14 protein-coding genes are annotated in these 15,720 nt (G+C 67.1%); 8 read left to right on the plus strand and 6 right to left on the minus strand.

Annotated features, from left to right (window positions below; translation table 11 throughout):
• Positions 1–275: 275 nt before the first annotated feature.
• From ACWDRB_RS45700 to ACWDRB_RS45710, 3 genes are all read right to left on the minus strand, one after another.
• The gene (locus tag ACWDRB_RS45700) at positions 276–1,103 is read right to left on the minus strand and encodes a hypothetical protein (RefSeq protein WP_449905014.1); all 828 of its coding nucleotides are present in this window, start codon (positions 1,101–1,103) and stop codon (positions 276–278) included.
• 360 nt (positions 1,104–1,463) lie between these two features.
• Positions 1,464–1,637: a hypothetical protein gene (locus tag ACWDRB_RS45705; protein WP_449905016.1), complete on the minus strand. Its 174-nt coding sequence runs from the start codon at positions 1,635–1,637 to the stop codon at positions 1,464–1,466.
• Positions 1,637–5,131, minus strand: coding sequence for a protein kinase domain-containing protein (locus ACWDRB_RS45710; protein ID WP_449905018.1), 3,495 nt, complete (start codon positions 5,129–5,131; stop codon positions 1,637–1,639). The genes ACWDRB_RS45705 and ACWDRB_RS45710 overlap by 1 nt, the downstream gene beginning before the upstream one ends.
• Positions 5,132–5,402: 271 nt before the next feature.
• On the opposite strand from ACWDRB_RS45710, the gene ACWDRB_RS45715 reads away from it, so the two are divergent.
• The 6 genes from ACWDRB_RS45715 to ACWDRB_RS45740 all read left to right on the plus strand — a co-directional run bounded on the left by ACWDRB_RS45715 (position 5,403) and on the right by ACWDRB_RS45740 (position 11,554).
• Positions 5,403–5,894 carry a DUF2975 domain-containing protein gene (locus ACWDRB_RS45715; RefSeq protein WP_449905020.1) on the plus strand — a complete coding sequence of 164 codons (492 nt, stop codon included), beginning with the start codon at positions 5,403–5,405 and terminating at the stop codon, positions 5,892–5,894.
• Positions 5,894–6,115, plus strand: coding sequence for a helix-turn-helix domain-containing protein (locus ACWDRB_RS45720; RefSeq protein ID WP_355204379.1), 222 nt, complete (start codon positions 5,894–5,896; stop codon positions 6,113–6,115). The genes ACWDRB_RS45715 and ACWDRB_RS45720 overlap by 1 nt, the downstream gene beginning before the upstream one ends.
• Positions 6,116–6,398: 283 nt before the next feature.
• Complete coding sequence (locus ACWDRB_RS45725; protein ID WP_449905022.1) at positions 6,399–6,965, plus strand: hypothetical protein; 567 nt, start codon at positions 6,399–6,401, stop codon at positions 6,963–6,965.
• Between the two features lie 240 nt (positions 6,966–7,205).
• Positions 7,206–7,409 carry a hypothetical protein gene (locus ACWDRB_RS45730; RefSeq protein ID WP_449905024.1) on the plus strand — a complete coding sequence of 68 codons (204 nt, stop codon included), beginning with the start codon at positions 7,206–7,208 and terminating at the stop codon, positions 7,407–7,409.
• 103 nt (positions 7,410–7,512) lie between these two features.
• Positions 7,513–8,874 (plus strand): MFS transporter, encoded by a 1,362-nt coding sequence (locus tag ACWDRB_RS45735; RefSeq protein WP_449905026.1) that lies wholly within the window; start codon positions 7,513–7,515, stop codon positions 8,872–8,874.
• Positions 8,875–9,553: 679 nt separating this feature from the next.
• Complete coding sequence (locus tag ACWDRB_RS45740; protein WP_449905028.1) at positions 9,554–11,554, plus strand: WD40 repeat domain-containing protein; 2,001 nt, start codon at positions 9,554–9,556, stop codon at positions 11,552–11,554.
• Between the two features lie 401 nt (positions 11,555–11,955).
• On the opposite strand, the gene ACWDRB_RS45745 is transcribed toward ACWDRB_RS45740, so the two are convergent.
• Positions 11,956–12,417, minus strand: a complete 462-nt coding sequence (locus ACWDRB_RS45745) for an NUDIX domain-containing protein (protein WP_449905030.1) — start codon at positions 12,415–12,417, stop codon at positions 11,956–11,958.
• 106 nt (positions 12,418–12,523) lie between these two features.
• Here ACWDRB_RS45745 and ACWDRB_RS45750 point away from each other — a divergent pair, with 106 nt between their 5' ends.
• Together ACWDRB_RS45750 and ACWDRB_RS45755 are read left to right on the plus strand one after the other, a co-directional pair.
• Positions 12,524–12,925, plus strand: coding sequence for a hypothetical protein (locus ACWDRB_RS45750; protein WP_449905032.1), 402 nt, complete (start codon positions 12,524–12,526; stop codon positions 12,923–12,925).
• Between the two features lie 220 nt (positions 12,926–13,145).
• Positions 13,146–14,288 carry an FAD-dependent monooxygenase gene (locus ACWDRB_RS45755; protein WP_449905034.1) on the plus strand — a complete coding sequence of 381 codons (1,143 nt, stop codon included), beginning with the start codon at positions 13,146–13,148 and terminating at the stop codon, positions 14,286–14,288.
• Positions 14,289–14,292: 4 nt separating this feature from the next.
• Here ACWDRB_RS45755 and ACWDRB_RS45760 read toward each other — a convergent pair whose 3' ends face one another.
• Both ACWDRB_RS45760 and ACWDRB_RS45765 read right to left on the minus strand, forming a co-directional pair.
• Positions 14,293–14,475: a hypothetical protein gene (locus tag ACWDRB_RS45760; RefSeq protein ID WP_449905036.1), complete on the minus strand. Its 183-nt coding sequence runs from the start codon at positions 14,473–14,475 to the stop codon at positions 14,293–14,295.
• A 552-nt stretch (positions 14,476–15,027) separates the two neighbouring features.
• Entirely contained in the window at positions 15,028–15,696 is a 669-nt protein-coding gene (locus ACWDRB_RS45765; RefSeq protein ID WP_449905038.1) for an alpha/beta hydrolase, read from the minus strand.
• Between the last annotated feature and the right edge of the window lie 24 nt (positions 15,697–15,720).

The following is a 15,720-nucleotide window of genomic DNA, read 5'->3' on the forward strand; positions in this document are numbered from 1 at the left end:
GGCGATCTCGCCTTGGCCTCAATAAGGCGTTTCTCGTGGGAACCCTGCCTTCTCGGGTCTGCTTCGGCGGAACGCCCGCGTTGAGCCACATGGAGAGGAGGGCCGTGAGGCGTGGTCCTCGGGGCTCCGAGCCGTTTCACGGGCCTTCGCCAGATCTGCAGGAATGTGCTCTTGGCCGGCTCAACCACGGACGGCCTCCTGATTGGGTCCCCTGCCCCTCTGAAGGGGACGCCGCTCAGGTGGAAAGATGTACGCGTTGCCCGCCGACGTGCAGGTTAGAAGGGGCCGCTCTCCGGATAGCCGGCCTTTATGACGGCCTTGCGGGTCTTGGCGGTGAGTTTCTTCTCGCTGATGACCTTGCTGGCCACCGGTGCGGCGATCTTCACCTCTGCGCCCCAGCCCGAATACTTGGTATCGGTGTGGAAGGCCATCTGGTCATAGGCCGTGGTGTCGTCATCCGGGTAGGTGGTCGTATCGACGACCGTGCGGGTGAGCTGATTGTGTTCATCGAAGTACAGGTGGAACTCGACGTTGCCTTCCCCGGCGGACTTGTCGTGCCGGAATTCAGCGAGCGTGGCGGTGCCTTGATATTGGCCGGTTGCTACTTCTGATGCGTTGTCCAGCATGAACTGCAGTTCTGCCGGAGTGACGCCCACGTTGAGGAGAGCGTTGTCGCGCCCACTGGCCTTCGACTGGATCCAGGAAAGACCGGAAGGCAGCGCCTTGGCGATGCCGGCGTTGGTCACGTAGGCGTTTCTGCCCTCAGCGATGACCCGGTAGGGAGGGTTGGGCTTTTTCTGGCGTGAGGACATGCGGACACGGAGGTCGGCAGCCGCTACGTTGCCTTTGCCGAAAGCCAGGGTGCCGACCGTGTTGGTGTTCACCTGCACCTGCATAGCCTGGTCGTCGGCGGTGAAATCGAGAGTGATGCCGCTTGATTCGGTGATCTTTACGCCTTTGCCCGGGACCAGTTGGGCCTTCAGGGCTTTCACCGGGTTCACCGGAGCGGCCTGCACGGATGCGACGGATGTCGCCTGAGCGGGTACGGCCACCGCGCACACGGCCGCGGCCGTTGCCACGAGGCCTGCGAAGAAAAGTTTCATCAGGGTCCTTGCTTGGGGGATATAGCAGGGAAAAGAGTAAGAGAGTGGGGTTGGCGAGATAAGGGATGTCTTATAACAATCCTGTGCAGATCGGATCCCAAGTGGTAATAGTCTTTGCTGAAGGCGGGCGGGGGTATTCTGTGCCTCCGCTCTACTATTTTCGGGTCAGGGCTGGCAGAGGGGGCCGTCCCAGGCGCGCAAGCCCTGTCTTGCGCGCTGCGGCGAGACGTCCAGGGCTCTGGTGAGGCTTCACGATGGCCGAACGAGACATGTAGGCGCACATCAGCGCCTGGTCAGCGGCATGATCTCTCAAGGCGCGGCGCGGGACTCGGGACAGCTTGCCGCTCAGGGCCCGGCCGGTCAGCGGAAGTCGGTGATGCGGAACACCGCCATCATGTCCGCCGCACGGGAGACGGTCGAGAAGGAGGCTTCCGCGCCGACCCTGCCATGGAAGGCTCCCACGTGAGAGTCGCAGGAGCAGCAGAACTCACCGTGCTCCATCGCCAGGCAGGTGCACCAGTGCCACCAGCTCACTAGGGCTGCCTGGTCGGGCAGATGTCGCGGTAGGGCACGTCCTTGAGGAAGGAGGCCCAATCGGCCGGGGAGAGCGTTTGCCCGGCACGGCGGCACACGTCCTGGACGATCCGCTCGGCACCGATCGGGATCTTGTAGACGGAACCCCAGTCGGCGGCGTAGAGGGTGGAGTCGTCCGGGCTGAAGGCGAGCGAGGTGATCTGGGAGCCGTGCAGGTTGAACGCGCCGCCGAGCCGCCGCATGGCGTTGACGTCCCAGACCTGGAGGATGCCGTCCGTGGTCACGCTGGCGAGCAGATCGCCCTTCGAGGAGAACGCCAGTTCCGCGATCTCACCCGTCGTCCCGCGTAGGACCGGCGTGATCTGGGCCGGCCCCTGGACCGTCCACATCGCGATGCGGCCGGCCGGACCGGCGCTGAACGCCAGCCGCCCCTGGTCGCTGACGGCCACTGCCGAGGCACCGCGTACGACATCGAAGGCCGCGTCGACCGGCCTGCCGGCGGTGAGGTCGATGAACCTTCCGAAAGTCGAGGCGAGGCGTCCGTCCGGCGTGTACGGCCCGCCGTCGATCTGCGAGCTGAACGTGCGCAGGACGCGCCCACTGGCGGTGTCCAGCACGAGTAGCCGGAAGCTGCCCTCCTGGGAGGATGGCTGGAGCGTGAGCGCGATCGTCTTGCCGTCCTGGCTGAAGTCGACACGCTCGGGGTTGTTCGTGTTCGTGTGCGGTGTGGAGATCTGCCAGAGCTTCTTGCGTGTCGCGAGGTCGATCAGCCGCACGCTCGTGATGTCGGCGATGAGCACGTGTGTGCCGGTCCGGTCGAATCCCCATGCCCCAAATTCGCCGAGCGGGAACGTCGCCACCTCCTTGCGGCTGCGCAGGTCCCAGAGCCCGAGGCGGTTCTGATCGGGATCCTCCATCGCCACCCACCGTCCTCCGGGACTGAGTTTCGCCACTCCCTTCCGGACATGGGTGGCGCCGGCTCTCGGCGACAGGTCGAGGCTGATGACCATGTTGTCGTAGAGGTAGCGCAGGGTCCTGCCGTCGGGGTCGAACCGAAGGTCGGTCAGCTCGTCCTCGGCCCGGTAGGTGAGGATCTGCTTGCGATCGGCGACCTTCCACACGCGCAGCTCGCGTTCGGCGAAGGCAGCCAGGTAGTCGCCGTCCCGGCTGAAGCGCAGCTTGGCCCCGGACTTCGTGCAGATGTCGCAGGCCCAGTCTTCATCGCCCAGTTTGTGCTCACGACCGGTCGTCGCGTCGACGAGCGCGATCGTGGCGTTCGCGCAGGCGATGGTCTTGCCGTCCGGGGTGAAAGCCGCCACGTCCGAGTGAGTTCGGCAGGGCGCCAGGCGCCGTTCCGGGGTCCATCCCGGCAGCGCCAGCTCGTCGAAGCGCCCACCCGTCATCAGCAGGTGTTTGCCTGTCGGATCGACGAGCGGGGGCTGCGACGGGACCATGCTGCCGTCCGTGTAGGGAGTCTTGCCGAACTGCTGGCCGGTCGCCACGTCCAACAGGTAGACGATTTCGCCTTGCTTCATCACGGTGAGGATCGACTCGTGCTCACCCCAGATCGCGCTGAACCCGCCGCGTTCCGACAGGGAGCGCCGCACCAGTTGCTTGCCCGAGGTGAGGTCCCAGACACCGAGCTCTGAACCGATGGTCAGGGCGAGCAGGCGGCCGCTCTTGTTGAGCGCCGGCTCCTGGGGAGTCCCGTCCTTCAGCCTCAGCCCGGCCCAGCCACCGGTGCGCTTGCCGGTGCGGACGTCGTAGACGTTCACGCCGGCTTCGCTGACGCTGACGAGTGTGCGGCCGTCATGACTGAGGGCGCGATGGGCAAGGCCTTTGACCAGGGGATCGCGGAAGACCGCCGCCTCCTGCTGCTGCAGGGAGGCGATGAGACTGGATCGGGTCTCCAACTGCGGTGCGACCTGCCAGGCGGCCACACTCAGCAGCATCGCCTTGACCGGGTCGGTCGTGCGCATCCGGTCGGCCTCCGTCGCCACCTGCTTGGCGGTGAGGATGTCACGCTGTTCGGTGGCCTGCTGCCGCTGATAGACGGCCAGCCCTCCGGCGACCATGGCCACGACCAGCAGCCCGGCCAGCGCGATCGTGGTCAGCGTCCTGCGACGGGTCCGCTTCCTGGTCAGTTCGGTGCCTGCCCGCAGGAAGTCCCGCTCGGCGGGAGTGAGCGTCACGTGACGGCGGCCGGTCGCCGCCCAGCTGAGCACCTGCTCCAGCCGGCTGCCCTGGAGCAGGTCGCCGTCCCGCCTGCCGTTGTCGGACCAGTGCCGTGCCGCCGCGGAGATCTGGCCCAGTACGGCCAGGCCGTCGCGGTCGGCGTCGACCCACATGCGTAACCGCGGCCAGGCCCTCAGCAGCGCGGGCCTGGACAGCGCGACCGAGGTGTCCTTCGTGGTCACCACGTACGAGAACGCCCGCAGGATCCGCTCGACCGCCGCCGCCTCGCGCTCTGGGCGCCCGCCGTACAGCTCCTCGCGCGAGGCCCACCGCCCGCTCTCGTACCCGTCCTCGCCCACGGTCACCATCCGCAGGAACACCGCGGCGGCCAGCTCGCGCTCCTCCGGCGTGAGCGCCGTGTAGGCGTCCTCCGCGATCGTCCCCAGCTCGGGATCACCCTGGTCGAGCCCGTGCACGCCCTGCGCCGAGCGGCTGCCCGCGGCCAGCAGGCCCCTGGTGTCGGCGGCGTTGCCGCTGACCAGCGCGAGCAGCAGGTCGCGTGCCGCGGGCCTGGCGGCGGGATCCTTCGCCATCGCGGCCGCCACCAGCGGGGCCAGCCGCGGCGGCAACCCCCGCAGATTCGGTGCGGAGGACAGCACTTGGTGCATCATGCCGCCCAGGGTGTCCGCCTTGAACGGGTCCTGCCCCGTGGCGGCGAACACCATGACGGCACCCCACGCGAACACGTCGGCGGGTGCCCCCGCGCGCTCCCCGATGAACACCTCGGGCGCCATGTAGCTGGGCGTGCCCGAGACCTCGCCCGTTTTCGTCAGCGACATGTCCATGGTGCGGGCGATGCCGAAGTCGATCACGCGCGGGCCGTCCGGGCCGAGCAGCACGTTGTCCGGCTTCAGGTCGCGGTGGATGACGCCCGCGTCGTGGATCGCGGTCAGCGCGGTGGCGATCGCCGTCGCCAGCCGGTGGAGATCGTCCTCGGTGAACTTGCGCCCCTCCATCACGGCCTTGCGCAGGCTCGGTCCCGCGACGTATTCCGAGACGATGTACGGCTTGCTCCCCTCCAGGTCGGCGGCGAGCACCCGGGCCGTGCAGAACGAGGCCACCCTGCCGGCCGCGGTCGCCTCCTTGGCGAAGCGGTCGCGGCTGCCGTTGTTGTCCGACGCGTGCAGCACCTTGATGGCGACCCTGCGTCCCTCGGGGTCATAGGCCTCGTACACGACTCCCTGGCCGCCCGAGCCGAGGCGTCCAGCCAGCCAGTAATCCCCGATGTGCTGCGGATCCCCCGCGCTCAGTGCGTCCACGGCGCGTTAGATGAAGATTCTTTGCCCAAAGTTGTTACGTCCTCAGCATCGCGGAGGCTCGCCCCCGAGCTCTACGCCTTCGCCGCAGGTGGTTGGGTGATCGACTGCCGTGATCGGAAGGGATGATCACGGACAGGGGACAAGGGCCGGAAATAGGACCACAGCGCGTGGCCGTCACGGTGCGAAACCGCCGCCCACCCTCCACTCCGGCTCTTGCCCAAGCTATCGAAATTCGATAGATTCTCATCGCAATTCGATGGAAGGATGGGATATGGGAAAGCTGGCAGTGCGTGCACTGCGCGCCGTGCTCGTGGTGGTGCTTTCCGGCACCGTGCTCGTGCAGGCATCGATGGTGTGGGTGTTGGTCAGCGGGAGCGACCCGGAGGACGGGTCGCTCCCGCTGACCTCGATGCGCATCATCACGATCCTGGGCATGGTGTCGGGCCAGGTCGCCCTGGTCAGCGTGTGGCGGTTGGTGACTATGGTGCGACGCGGAACCGTGTTCTCCCACGCGGCCTTCCGGTACGTTGATGCCGTGATCGGCGCGATCGTGGCGGCCGCCCTCCTGTGGTTCGCGGTCACGGCCCTCAACGCGCCGGGCCAGCGGGACGACCCGGGTGTCACCGTCATCATGGGCGGGATTGGCGTGGCCATCCTGGGGGTCGCGCTCATCGTGCTCGTGCTGCGGATGCTGCTCGCCCAGGCCGTCGCGCGCGACGTCGAAGCGACGCAGATGCAGGCCGAGTTGGACGAGGTGATCTGATGCCGATCACCGTCGACATCGACGTGATGCTGGCCAGGCGGAAGATGTCCGTGGGCGAGCTCGCGGACCGCGTAGGGATCACGCCCGCCAACCTGGCGGTACTCAAGAACGGCCGCGCAAAGGCGGTGCGCTTCACGACGCTCGCCGCGCTCTGCGAGGTGCTCCAGTGCCAGCCGGGCGACCTGCTGCGCTGGGAGGACGAGGACGCCGCGGGCGTATGACGTGCCCCAGAGCGGGCGTGAAAACGCCTGGCACCACCGGCCTGACACGGTACGTCGACCGCATGGACGTGAATAGCCGATCGCCCGCAGCACCTTCCCGGCCTCGTTGGGAAGATTTCGGTTGACCTGCACCGCACCGCCCTGGTTGACGATCGCGACGTAGTCGCTGCCGGGCGACGGCGCGGTGATCACGTAGGTGATCAGATGCGGGGCGTCGGTGTCGCAGGTCTCGGTGAGGTGCACCTTGTAGCCGTTCCAGCGCGAGTCGCGCTAGGTGATCTCGTTGGTCTACACGACCGCCAAGGTGCTGGCGGGGCTGACCGACACCAAGCGGGGGCAATTGCTGGGGATGTGGTCGGCGACCATGCGTGAAGACGACTTCACCACCTGGAATCTCCTGGCGCAGGCGTACAACACCGCCCGGATGTCATGGCTCGAATGCCTGGGGGCGATGGGGGCGCCTCATCTGCTGGATGTGTCATTCCCGGGCAAGGCGATGCGGCTGATGGCCTACGACCTGGTGCGCTGGCAACGCAGTACAGGCGCTGATGTGGACCCGGACGCCCTCGTATGGGCACGGTCTCCCCTGCCGTGGGATGTGCTCAACGTGAGGATTTCCTGCATGCGGCAGGAGGTGGAGATGACCTGCCTGCGCGTCGGGATCACCGCGGGTCAGCGTGGATGGACCGAGCCACGTCCGAAGCGCGGCGTGCCGCACTTCCAGTTGACGCCCGAACTGGTGCACGGGGTCGCGATCGCCGGTGGCCGACCTCGCCCGGGGTGCCCACGAGCGGCGCTCAAGAAGGCGGATTTCCGACTTCCGCTGAAGTCACTGTCCCCTGAGCGGTGAGCGTGGCCAGGGCTGCGGAGGGGTCAGCGTCTATGACCGTGACCTGCCAGACCAGTTCGCCGGGGTAGTCCACATTGACGTAGCCGGCAATGAATCGCCCGATCTCGGAGTTGCGCTCCGGAACAGACGGATGTCGAGACACGGTGGCATACGTGCCGTGGTGAATCGACGAGGCTCTCTCCCGCCTTGTAGCAGGTGGATCTTGCTGACGGGGATGCTTGACAACAATCCTGGACGGCCATGGGTGATGACGGAATCCGTGTAGGCAGACGTCCCCCCGAACAGGCATTTCCGAACGCGATCAGGGCCATCGAGCTCCGGGCCGGGTTTCGCGCCCTGCTCGACGTTGCGCTGCGGGCCGAGCAGGCAAAGACCGGAGCCAGCGCCAACGAACTCGCCGAGCGCGTCCGTGGCGCGATGTCCCGCCCCCTGGCCCTCCGTTGACATATACCCCCACCTGGTATAGAACGCTCCCGAGGCTAATACCCCCAATGGGTATCTGATTCGGTGCTTGGTGGTGACTGCGGTTGCCCGGGAGGAGACGGACATGGGATTGTTCGCGATTCGCGACTACCGGCGGCTGTTCAGCGCTCAAGTCATCGCGTTGTTCGGTACCGGTTTGGCTACCGTCGCGCTGGGGCTGCTCGCGTACGAGCTCGCAGGTCCGCGTGCCGGTGCGGTTCTCGCCACCGCGCTGACGATCAAGATGGTCGCGTACGTGGTTGTCGCACCGCTCGCGGCCGCGTACGTCGATCGGCTGCCCAGACGTTGGTTTCTCACGATCCTCGATGTGGTGCGCGCTCTGGTGGTGATCGCGCTGCCGTTCGTCACCGAGGTGTGGCACATCTACGTCCTGATCGGGGTTCTTCAGACCGCGTCAGCGGCATTCACCCCGACGTTTCAGGCGGTCATCCCCGACATCGTGACCAAGGAGGCGGACTACACCCGCGCCCTGTCCGCATCGCAGGTTGCCTACACCATGGAGAGCCTGTTGAGCCCGGTGCTCGCGGCTGTGGCGCTCACCTTCATGTCGTTCAACCTGCTGTTCCTCGGCACCTCCATCGGGTTCGCCGTGTCCGCGCTGCTGGTCCTGTCCACACGCATCCCCAACGCGCGCCCCAGTTCGCACACGAAGGCCTGGGACCGGGCCGTGGCGGGGATCCGCACTTTCGCGGCCACCCCGAGTCTGCGCGGCGTCATGGCACTGAACCTCGTGGTCGCCGCCGTCGGCTCCATCGTGGTCGTCAACACCGTGAACTACGTCCGCGACGTTCTCGGCGGAGCCCAATCCGACGTGGCCTGGGTGCTCGCCGCGTCCGGAACGGGGACGCTGCTCGTGGCCCTCGTCCTCCCGCGCGTCCTGGATCGGGTGGCGGACCGGTTCGTGATGCTGATCGGTGCCGCCGTGCTGCTATTCGCGGTGGGCGCGGCGGTCACGATGTCCGCGGTGAGCATCGCCGCATCACTGCCGACCGGGGCGATCTGGGCGGTGGTCGGCGGCGGGATGGCGCTGATCGTCACGCCGACCGGGCGAGTGCTTCGCCGGGCGGTCGATCCCACCGGAATTCCCGAGGTCTTCGCCGCCCAGTTCTCGCTGTCCCACCTGGCCTGGTTGGTCACCTATCCCATCGCGGGATGGGTCGCCACACACGCGGGCTTCACGACCACCTGGACCGTGCTGGCGGGCCTGGCGGCAATCGGAGCTGTCACGGCGCTGGCGGTCTGGCCGCGCGACGAGAAGGTCGAGGCCGGAGGGCGTACGGCAGCGGCGGTCCAGCCACGCATCAGGAAGGCCGAGTCCGGAGCGGCGGTTGCTTTCGCCAGGACCGAAGTCGCCACGCGGGAAGCCACAGAGGCTGCGGAGGGCACACTCGCGGCAGGCCAGTGCGCCTGCGTTCGCACCGTCTGAGGTCGCTGACCAACACCGCGTAGACAACGGACACATGTGCGTGGCCATTACCGGAACGGGAGCTTCGTCCGCCCGTATGAGCGTCGGATCAGCGGGTCCGCTGTGGCAGCAGGTGGCGGCGGCGTGCTGTCGCCCGATCACCTCATCGCGGCCGGCACCGGGACAAGCCGGTGTGGCTTTCGGGCTGAACGGCCGCGTCGGCTCGATGAGGTGCTGAATTCAGTCGGCTACCCGGTCCGGCTCGGGCACGACCTCCTCCAGCCGTACGCCCAGCGGATCCCGGTGAGCGAGTTCTACGGGCTGCCGATCAGGATCAAGGTGCTGGCTGGGATGCCAATGAGGTTCACCCCGTCGCGTCGGCGAATCGTCTCGGCGATCACTCGGGCATCACCAACGCCGGCTCCGAGGGCACCAACCTCGTCATCAAGACCACCGCCCGCGACGCCCACAGCTTCCGCAACCCCGAAAGCCAGCGACTACGGACCCGATGCGCCACCCCCCGACGCGGACGTGGACACCTCAACCCCGCCTAAATTCGAAGAGCCGGTATGCCGCGCCGTTCGGCCAAAGGCAGCAGTCCCTATGACCCGGTGACTCGGCGCGCACCTGACCGACGGCGATCAAAGGCGTGCGCTTCCTCCGCTGATCTTTGTCAGGGGTGGCGGCTAGCATGCCCGCCATGTCTTCTTCTCGATCGGGCGCGGCCCGCATTCCGCTCACGAAGAATTCCCGGTGGACGTTGGCGTGGACCAGTCGGCCGGCGAGTGACCTGGCGTTCGGCGAGCCGGTCGGGGTGCCACGAACCGCCCACACCGATCGGGTGTGGGCGCTTGCGACCGCAGTCGTGGACGGGCGGCCGGTGGCGGTCTCCGGGGGTCGCGATCGGACCCTACGCCTGTGGGACCTGACGTCAGGTCAGCAGATCGCTCAACCGTTCACCGGTCGCGGCGACTACGACTACGTGGAGTCGCTTGCGACCACGGTGATGGATGGGCGGCCGGTGGCGGTCTTCGCCGGTGGCAACACCGGAATCGTACGGGTGTGTGATCTGATGTCCGGTCAGCAAGTCGGCGAGCCGTTCAGAGGTCACACCGATTGGGTCAAAGCGGTTGCGACCACGATGATCGACGGGCGGTCGGTGGGAGTTTCCGGCGGCCACGACAAAACTGTACGCATGTGGGATCTGAGGTCAGGCGAGCAGATCGGCGAGCCGTTCAGAGGCCACACCAATTGGGTCACAGCGATTGCGACCACGGTGATGGATGGACGATCGGTGGCCATCTCCGGCGGCCACGACCGCACCTTACGCTTATGGGATCTGAAGTCGGGCCGGCGGATCGGCAAACCGCTGAGGGGCCACACGTACTACGTCGAGCTGGTTGTGACCACAGTGGTGAACGGGCAGCCGGTGGCAATTTCCAGCGGTGCGGACGACGGAACTCTACGCTTGTGGGATCTGAGCTCAGGCCAGCAGATGGGCAAACCGTTCAGTGGCGACACCGGCTTTGTGAAGGCGATTGCGACCACGGTGATGGACGGGCGGCCGGTGGCCGTTACCGGCGGCATCGACGGAACTGTACGGATCTGGGATTTGGAGTCACGCCAGCAAATCGGCAAGTCGCTCACCGGGCACACCGATCACGTTCGGGCGATCGCGACGACGGTGGTGGATGGGCGACCGGTGGCCGTCTCCGCCAGCGACGATTACACGGTACGGATGTGGGACCTGTCGTCAGGGCGGCGAGTTGACGAGTCCCCCAACCGCCACACCGGCTATGTCTCTGCCATCGCCACCACGGTGCTTGACGGACGTTCCGTTGCCGTGACGGGCAGCTACGACAAGACCGTCCGGGTGTGGGATTTGCCTACCGGCGAGCAGGTCGGTGATCCGCTCACCGGTCACACCGACATGGTTACCGCGGTTGCCACCGCCCTTGTCGGCGGCCAACCGGCGGCGGTCACCGGCAGCTCCGACAAGGCCGTCCGCATATGGGATCTCCGCTCGGGGACGCAGACAGGCGGGCCGTTCACCGGTCATACCGACGCTGTCTGCATGGCTGCCGTAGTGGAGTTCGATGGGCAGCCGGTGGCCGTGACCGGCAGCTACGACGAAACGATCCGCATGTGGAACCTGAACACAGGCGAAGAGATCGATGCATCCCGCGCCGGCCGGCGGCGCTGGACGGGCGCAGTCGGCGCCACCACCCTCAACGGCCGACCAGTCGCCCTGACCGTCACCCAAGACGGCACCCTCGAGGTGCTCGACCTCACCACCAACCGGTCGACCACGACCTCCGCCGCCGATCGGCACGGCGAATCCGTGCAAAACCTCGCCGTCACCACCATCGGCGATCGGCCGGCCGTGATCACCGCTAGCCGCAACAGCTCAGACCCCGTGAAGATATGGGACCTGGCCACGGGCAACGCCCTCGGTGAACTTCCCACCAGAGCCACCGGAGCCGTCGCTGCCGCCACAGTGGACGGTCAACCCATCGCTGTGACCTCCAGTTATCAGACGGTACGCGTGTGGAAACTCGCCACCCGCAGGCAAATCGGACCCGACTTGCACTTCCCCAAACCCGTAACAGAGGTGGCAATCGGCGTAGATGGACACGTCATCGTCTGTTTTGACCGTGACATCGCCGTGTTCACCAACACCCCGGCGCCGCGCGAGCATTGAGGTGATCCCAGCGAATAGTTGGGGCTATTGGCGTTTCTTGGCCGCCGTCCATGGCGTTCCGGGCCTTTCGAGAGGAGTCACCGAAAGTCGGAAACAGACGTGGAGCCCCCGGTAGAAGAGCTCTCACCACAAGCATCTCAGCCAGCCGGAAGGTTCCACGTGATTGCTCATCGTGCCACGCTCGACGTCTCCCGCGCACTCGTTCGGTACGTCGCACGACTCCTGCACGAAGAACACCGACTGCGTGGCATCCCGCAAGGCAGCCGAGCCTTGAACGCGTTCCGGCAGGCCGCAGCTCAAGCCGCCGATCTGCACGAAGCCCTCGACCGCGCCCAAAACTGCGGCAGGTGGCTTCGGCCGAGAAAGCTGGAGCTCCGAGCGCGCCTGGCTCGGCGCAAGGGTCAGCCGCGCAGCAGCTCCGCGAGCGGTCCACGCACATCCGCGGGATACAGGTTCAGCTGCTCGAACTCGGAGACCGTCGCCCATCTGAGCTCAAAGCTGTTGTCCGGCCCGTGCTCCACAGCCTCCTCGCCGGAGAGCGACGGTACGCCGTTGACGTCGCGCATGAGGAAGTAGAAGGCGGGCCGGCCATTGTGTGAGCTGGTGAAGAGCAACCGGTCGATCTTTCCGGTGAGAGTCGTCTCTTCGTGGAGTTCACGGACCGCCGCGCTCTCCGACGACTCGCCATCCTCCACATGGCCCCCGGGAAGAACCGCGTAGTGGTGTCCGGGACACTGCGACCCCCGCCGGCCTCCGGCATCGCACATGACGCAGGTGACGCCTGGCCTGCGTCGGAGGAACCGTTTGATGACCAGGACTTGGGTACCGTCGACGACCACGGCGACCGCTCGGGGGATCGGCATGAAGTCGATCATACGATTCGGCCCAGCGGAGTTGGGCGAGTCCGAATGGTAAGCCGGACATCGACGGACCCCGGCACTCTGTAGCCCTGCCCGTCAGAATGGGGTTGTGACGAACAGCGTCAAGGCGCACCGGATGCCGGGCACTCTCAAAGCGGCTCAGTTCATCATTACGCTGGAAGTGGCTTTTGGTCTGGTGGGCCTGGCGATCACACTGGCCGGCTTTTTCTCCACCTTTCAGTGGGGCATCCTGCCTGCCCTGATCTACGTCGCAGGAAGCACCGCCCTTCTCGGGTGGCTGTTGAGCCGATGGTCGAGCCGCCGAACATATTTACGATGGGCAATCATCGCCGTGCACCTGTTGTTGATCGGCGCCGCCATCCTCGACCTGGCTCTCTTCTCCACAGTGACGTGGAAAGCGGTGTTCGGCTCTCACCTACTCGCTTGGGCCGTCATAGTGCTGCTCTTTCTGCCTTCGGCTGGGCGCTGGTTCAGCGAGTCCCGCGCCTGATATAGCAGCCGGCGTTCGTCCACCTGCATGCTGTGGAGGCCGTAGAGCACGGAATGCTGCTGGAAGCCTCCTACCGGACTCCGCACAGGAGGCCCGGGATCTCCGTCGAGGCCTGTCTGGGGCTGTCCACAGGCGTGAGTGTGGTGACGGTGTAGAGGTACTGGGCGGGTCGCGTGCAGATGGTCCCGTGGGTGGGCTACGGCCTCTAGCGTCGCTGGATATGCGGACAGTGGATGTACTGGTCGTGGGGGCGGGACTGGCCGGGCTGCGGACGGCTCGGCTGCTCGCGCTGCGGGAGCTGGATGTGATGGTGGTCGACCGCCGCAGGTCGCTGTCGGCGGGCATCCGTACGACCGGGATCTTCGTGCGTCGTACCCTTGATGACTTCGACCTTCCGGACCAGCTGCTCGGGCCTGGTGTAAGGAACGTGCTGCTGTATCCGCCGTCGCGGCGGGCGCCGATCCGGCTGACCAGTGAGCGGGACGAGTACCGCGTGGCCGACATGGCGGCCGTCTACGAGCATGCGCGCCGCGCGGCGGAGTCGGCCGGGGCGCGGGTCTTCCTGGGCGTAAGGTACGTCGGCGCGTCGATGGGATTTGTGCAGTTCGCGGGTGCGGAGCCGGTGCGGGCTCGGTTCATTGTCGGCGCGGACGGCGCCCGCTCCCGGGTGGCGCGGGATCTCGGCCTCGATGTCAACCGGCGCTTTCTCGTCGGTGCTGAGATCGTCCATCCGGTTGCGTCGGGCACGACCGCCCCGGCGTTCCATTGCGTGCTGGACCCTCGGGTCGCTCCGGGGTACCTGGGGTGGGTCATCGACGACGGTCGGCACGCGCATGTCGGAGTCGCGGGATATCCGGGTGCGATGCGGACCGGTGTCCGTCACCTGCTGGACGCTTTCGCCGCGGACGCGCCCGGCCGGGCGGCGCCGACCGGTCCGGTCGAGCGCCGCGGTGGTCCGATCCCGGTCGGCGGTGTGCTGCGACGGTTGGCGTGCCCCGCCGGGCTGCTCGTCGGAGACGCGGCGGGCGCGGTGTCGCCGCTGACGGCCGGTGGGTTGGACCCGTGTTTACGCATGGCGGAACTGGCCGCGGCGGTCGCCGCCGGGTACCTGCGTACTGGCGATCAGCGCAGGTTGAGCCTGTACGACGGGGGCGCGTTGCGGGCCCGGTTCCGGGGACGGCTGCTGTTGCGCCGGGTGTTCGCCGGTATCCGGTCCCCCGCCGCGGCGGAGGCGGCGGTGGCCGTGCTGCGTGGTCGTGCCGGTCGTGCCATGGCGGCGCGGATCCTGTTCGGTGACGGTTCGTTTCCGGGTGTCGATCCACAGCTTGTGGACGCTGCGATCGACCACTCCCGGGAGCGATGAACGGCTACGTGGCGCTGAAGTGCGGGTAGATCTCGGAGTTCTTGCCGAGCTTGAGCAGGGTCTCGGTCACGCGGCCCGTCAGGTCCATGATCCCGATGCCGGCCGCGGTGGAGATGAGCAGGTGCTTCTCGCCGTACCAGCCGAGGGTGGTGGGACGCGCGCCCCCGACGATGGGAAGTCTCGTCACGGCCTTGCCGGTCGCCGCGCCCGTCACCGCCCGGCCTGCCTCGCACCTGGTATTCCTTGGCGGCCTTGCCCTGGAGGTCGTACAGGCGGACGGTCGTGCTGCCGAGCCGGCCGTGCCTGACCAGGAAGCGGGTGCCGTCCTGGTTCCACTCGAAACCGCCGACGGTGACCAGCGCCTTGTGGATCTTGATGTGCTGGCGGGCGTGTACTCGGTGAGCTCGATGTCGAGGTCCCGGCTCTCACCGGTGTTCCGGTCGGTGATCCGCAGGCGGTCCTTGACCGGTTCTCTCGGGGACTCCAGGTGCGCGACCGTCCAGCGTCCGCCGGGGGAGACCGCCATCTCCCCGTAGTCGGTCTTGACGAACCGCCGCCGGTCCGGCTGCCAGGCCCACAGCGTGAACGGGTTCCCCTGTGGCTGGAAGTCGGTGGTGCTGTAGGACGTGAACCGGACAGGGCGGCCGTTCAGGTCGGCGGCGACCGCGGCCTGGCCCTTCCTGACCTGGCCGATCCGCCCCGGCGCCCGCGATGGTGGCTTGCGGAGAATCGATGCCGTTCAGGCCGGCCGTACGATTTCGTCGATGAGGGTGGCCAGCCGGCGTGGCTGGGACAGGAACGGAGAGTGACCGCCAGGCAGGCGGCGGATCTCGGCCGCTCGGGCCGCCATCTGCTCCTGCAGCGCAGGAGGGATGGCCTTGTCCTGCTCTGTGATGATGTACGTGGACGGGATGTCCCGCCAGGCGGCTGCGTCGACCTTCTCGGCGAACGATCGGACGGTCTGGTTCACCAACCTGCTCACCGCCTGCTCGGCCTCCGCATCGGGCAGGTCGCCGTAGAGCGAGGTACGCGGTTCGTCGACGAGCGGGAACAGGCCGCCCGTGTCTTCGGGATCGGGGATGCCGTGGAGGGTGTACATCGACTGTCCCTTGTCCGGCAGGTAGGCGGCGAGGTAGATCAGCCGATCGACATTGCCCGCTCCGGCGGCGGCCTCGGTGACCGGGATGCCGCCGTAGGAGTGGCCGAGCAGGACGACCGGACCTGCGAGCGACGCCAGTTCCGCGGCCAGCATGGCGGCGTCGTCGTGCATGCCCGCGGTGGGATGTTCACCGGCGCTCGGGAGCGCCGGGGTGTGCGTGGCATGGCCGAGCGCGTGCAACTCGGTCTCGAGCTTCGCCCAGGTGGTCGGCTGGTGCCAGGCGCCGTGGACAAGCATCACAGTGGTCATCAATGGTGCTCCATGGTTTTCGTG

It is taken from the genome of Nonomuraea sp. NPDC003707, from assembly GCF_053587055.1.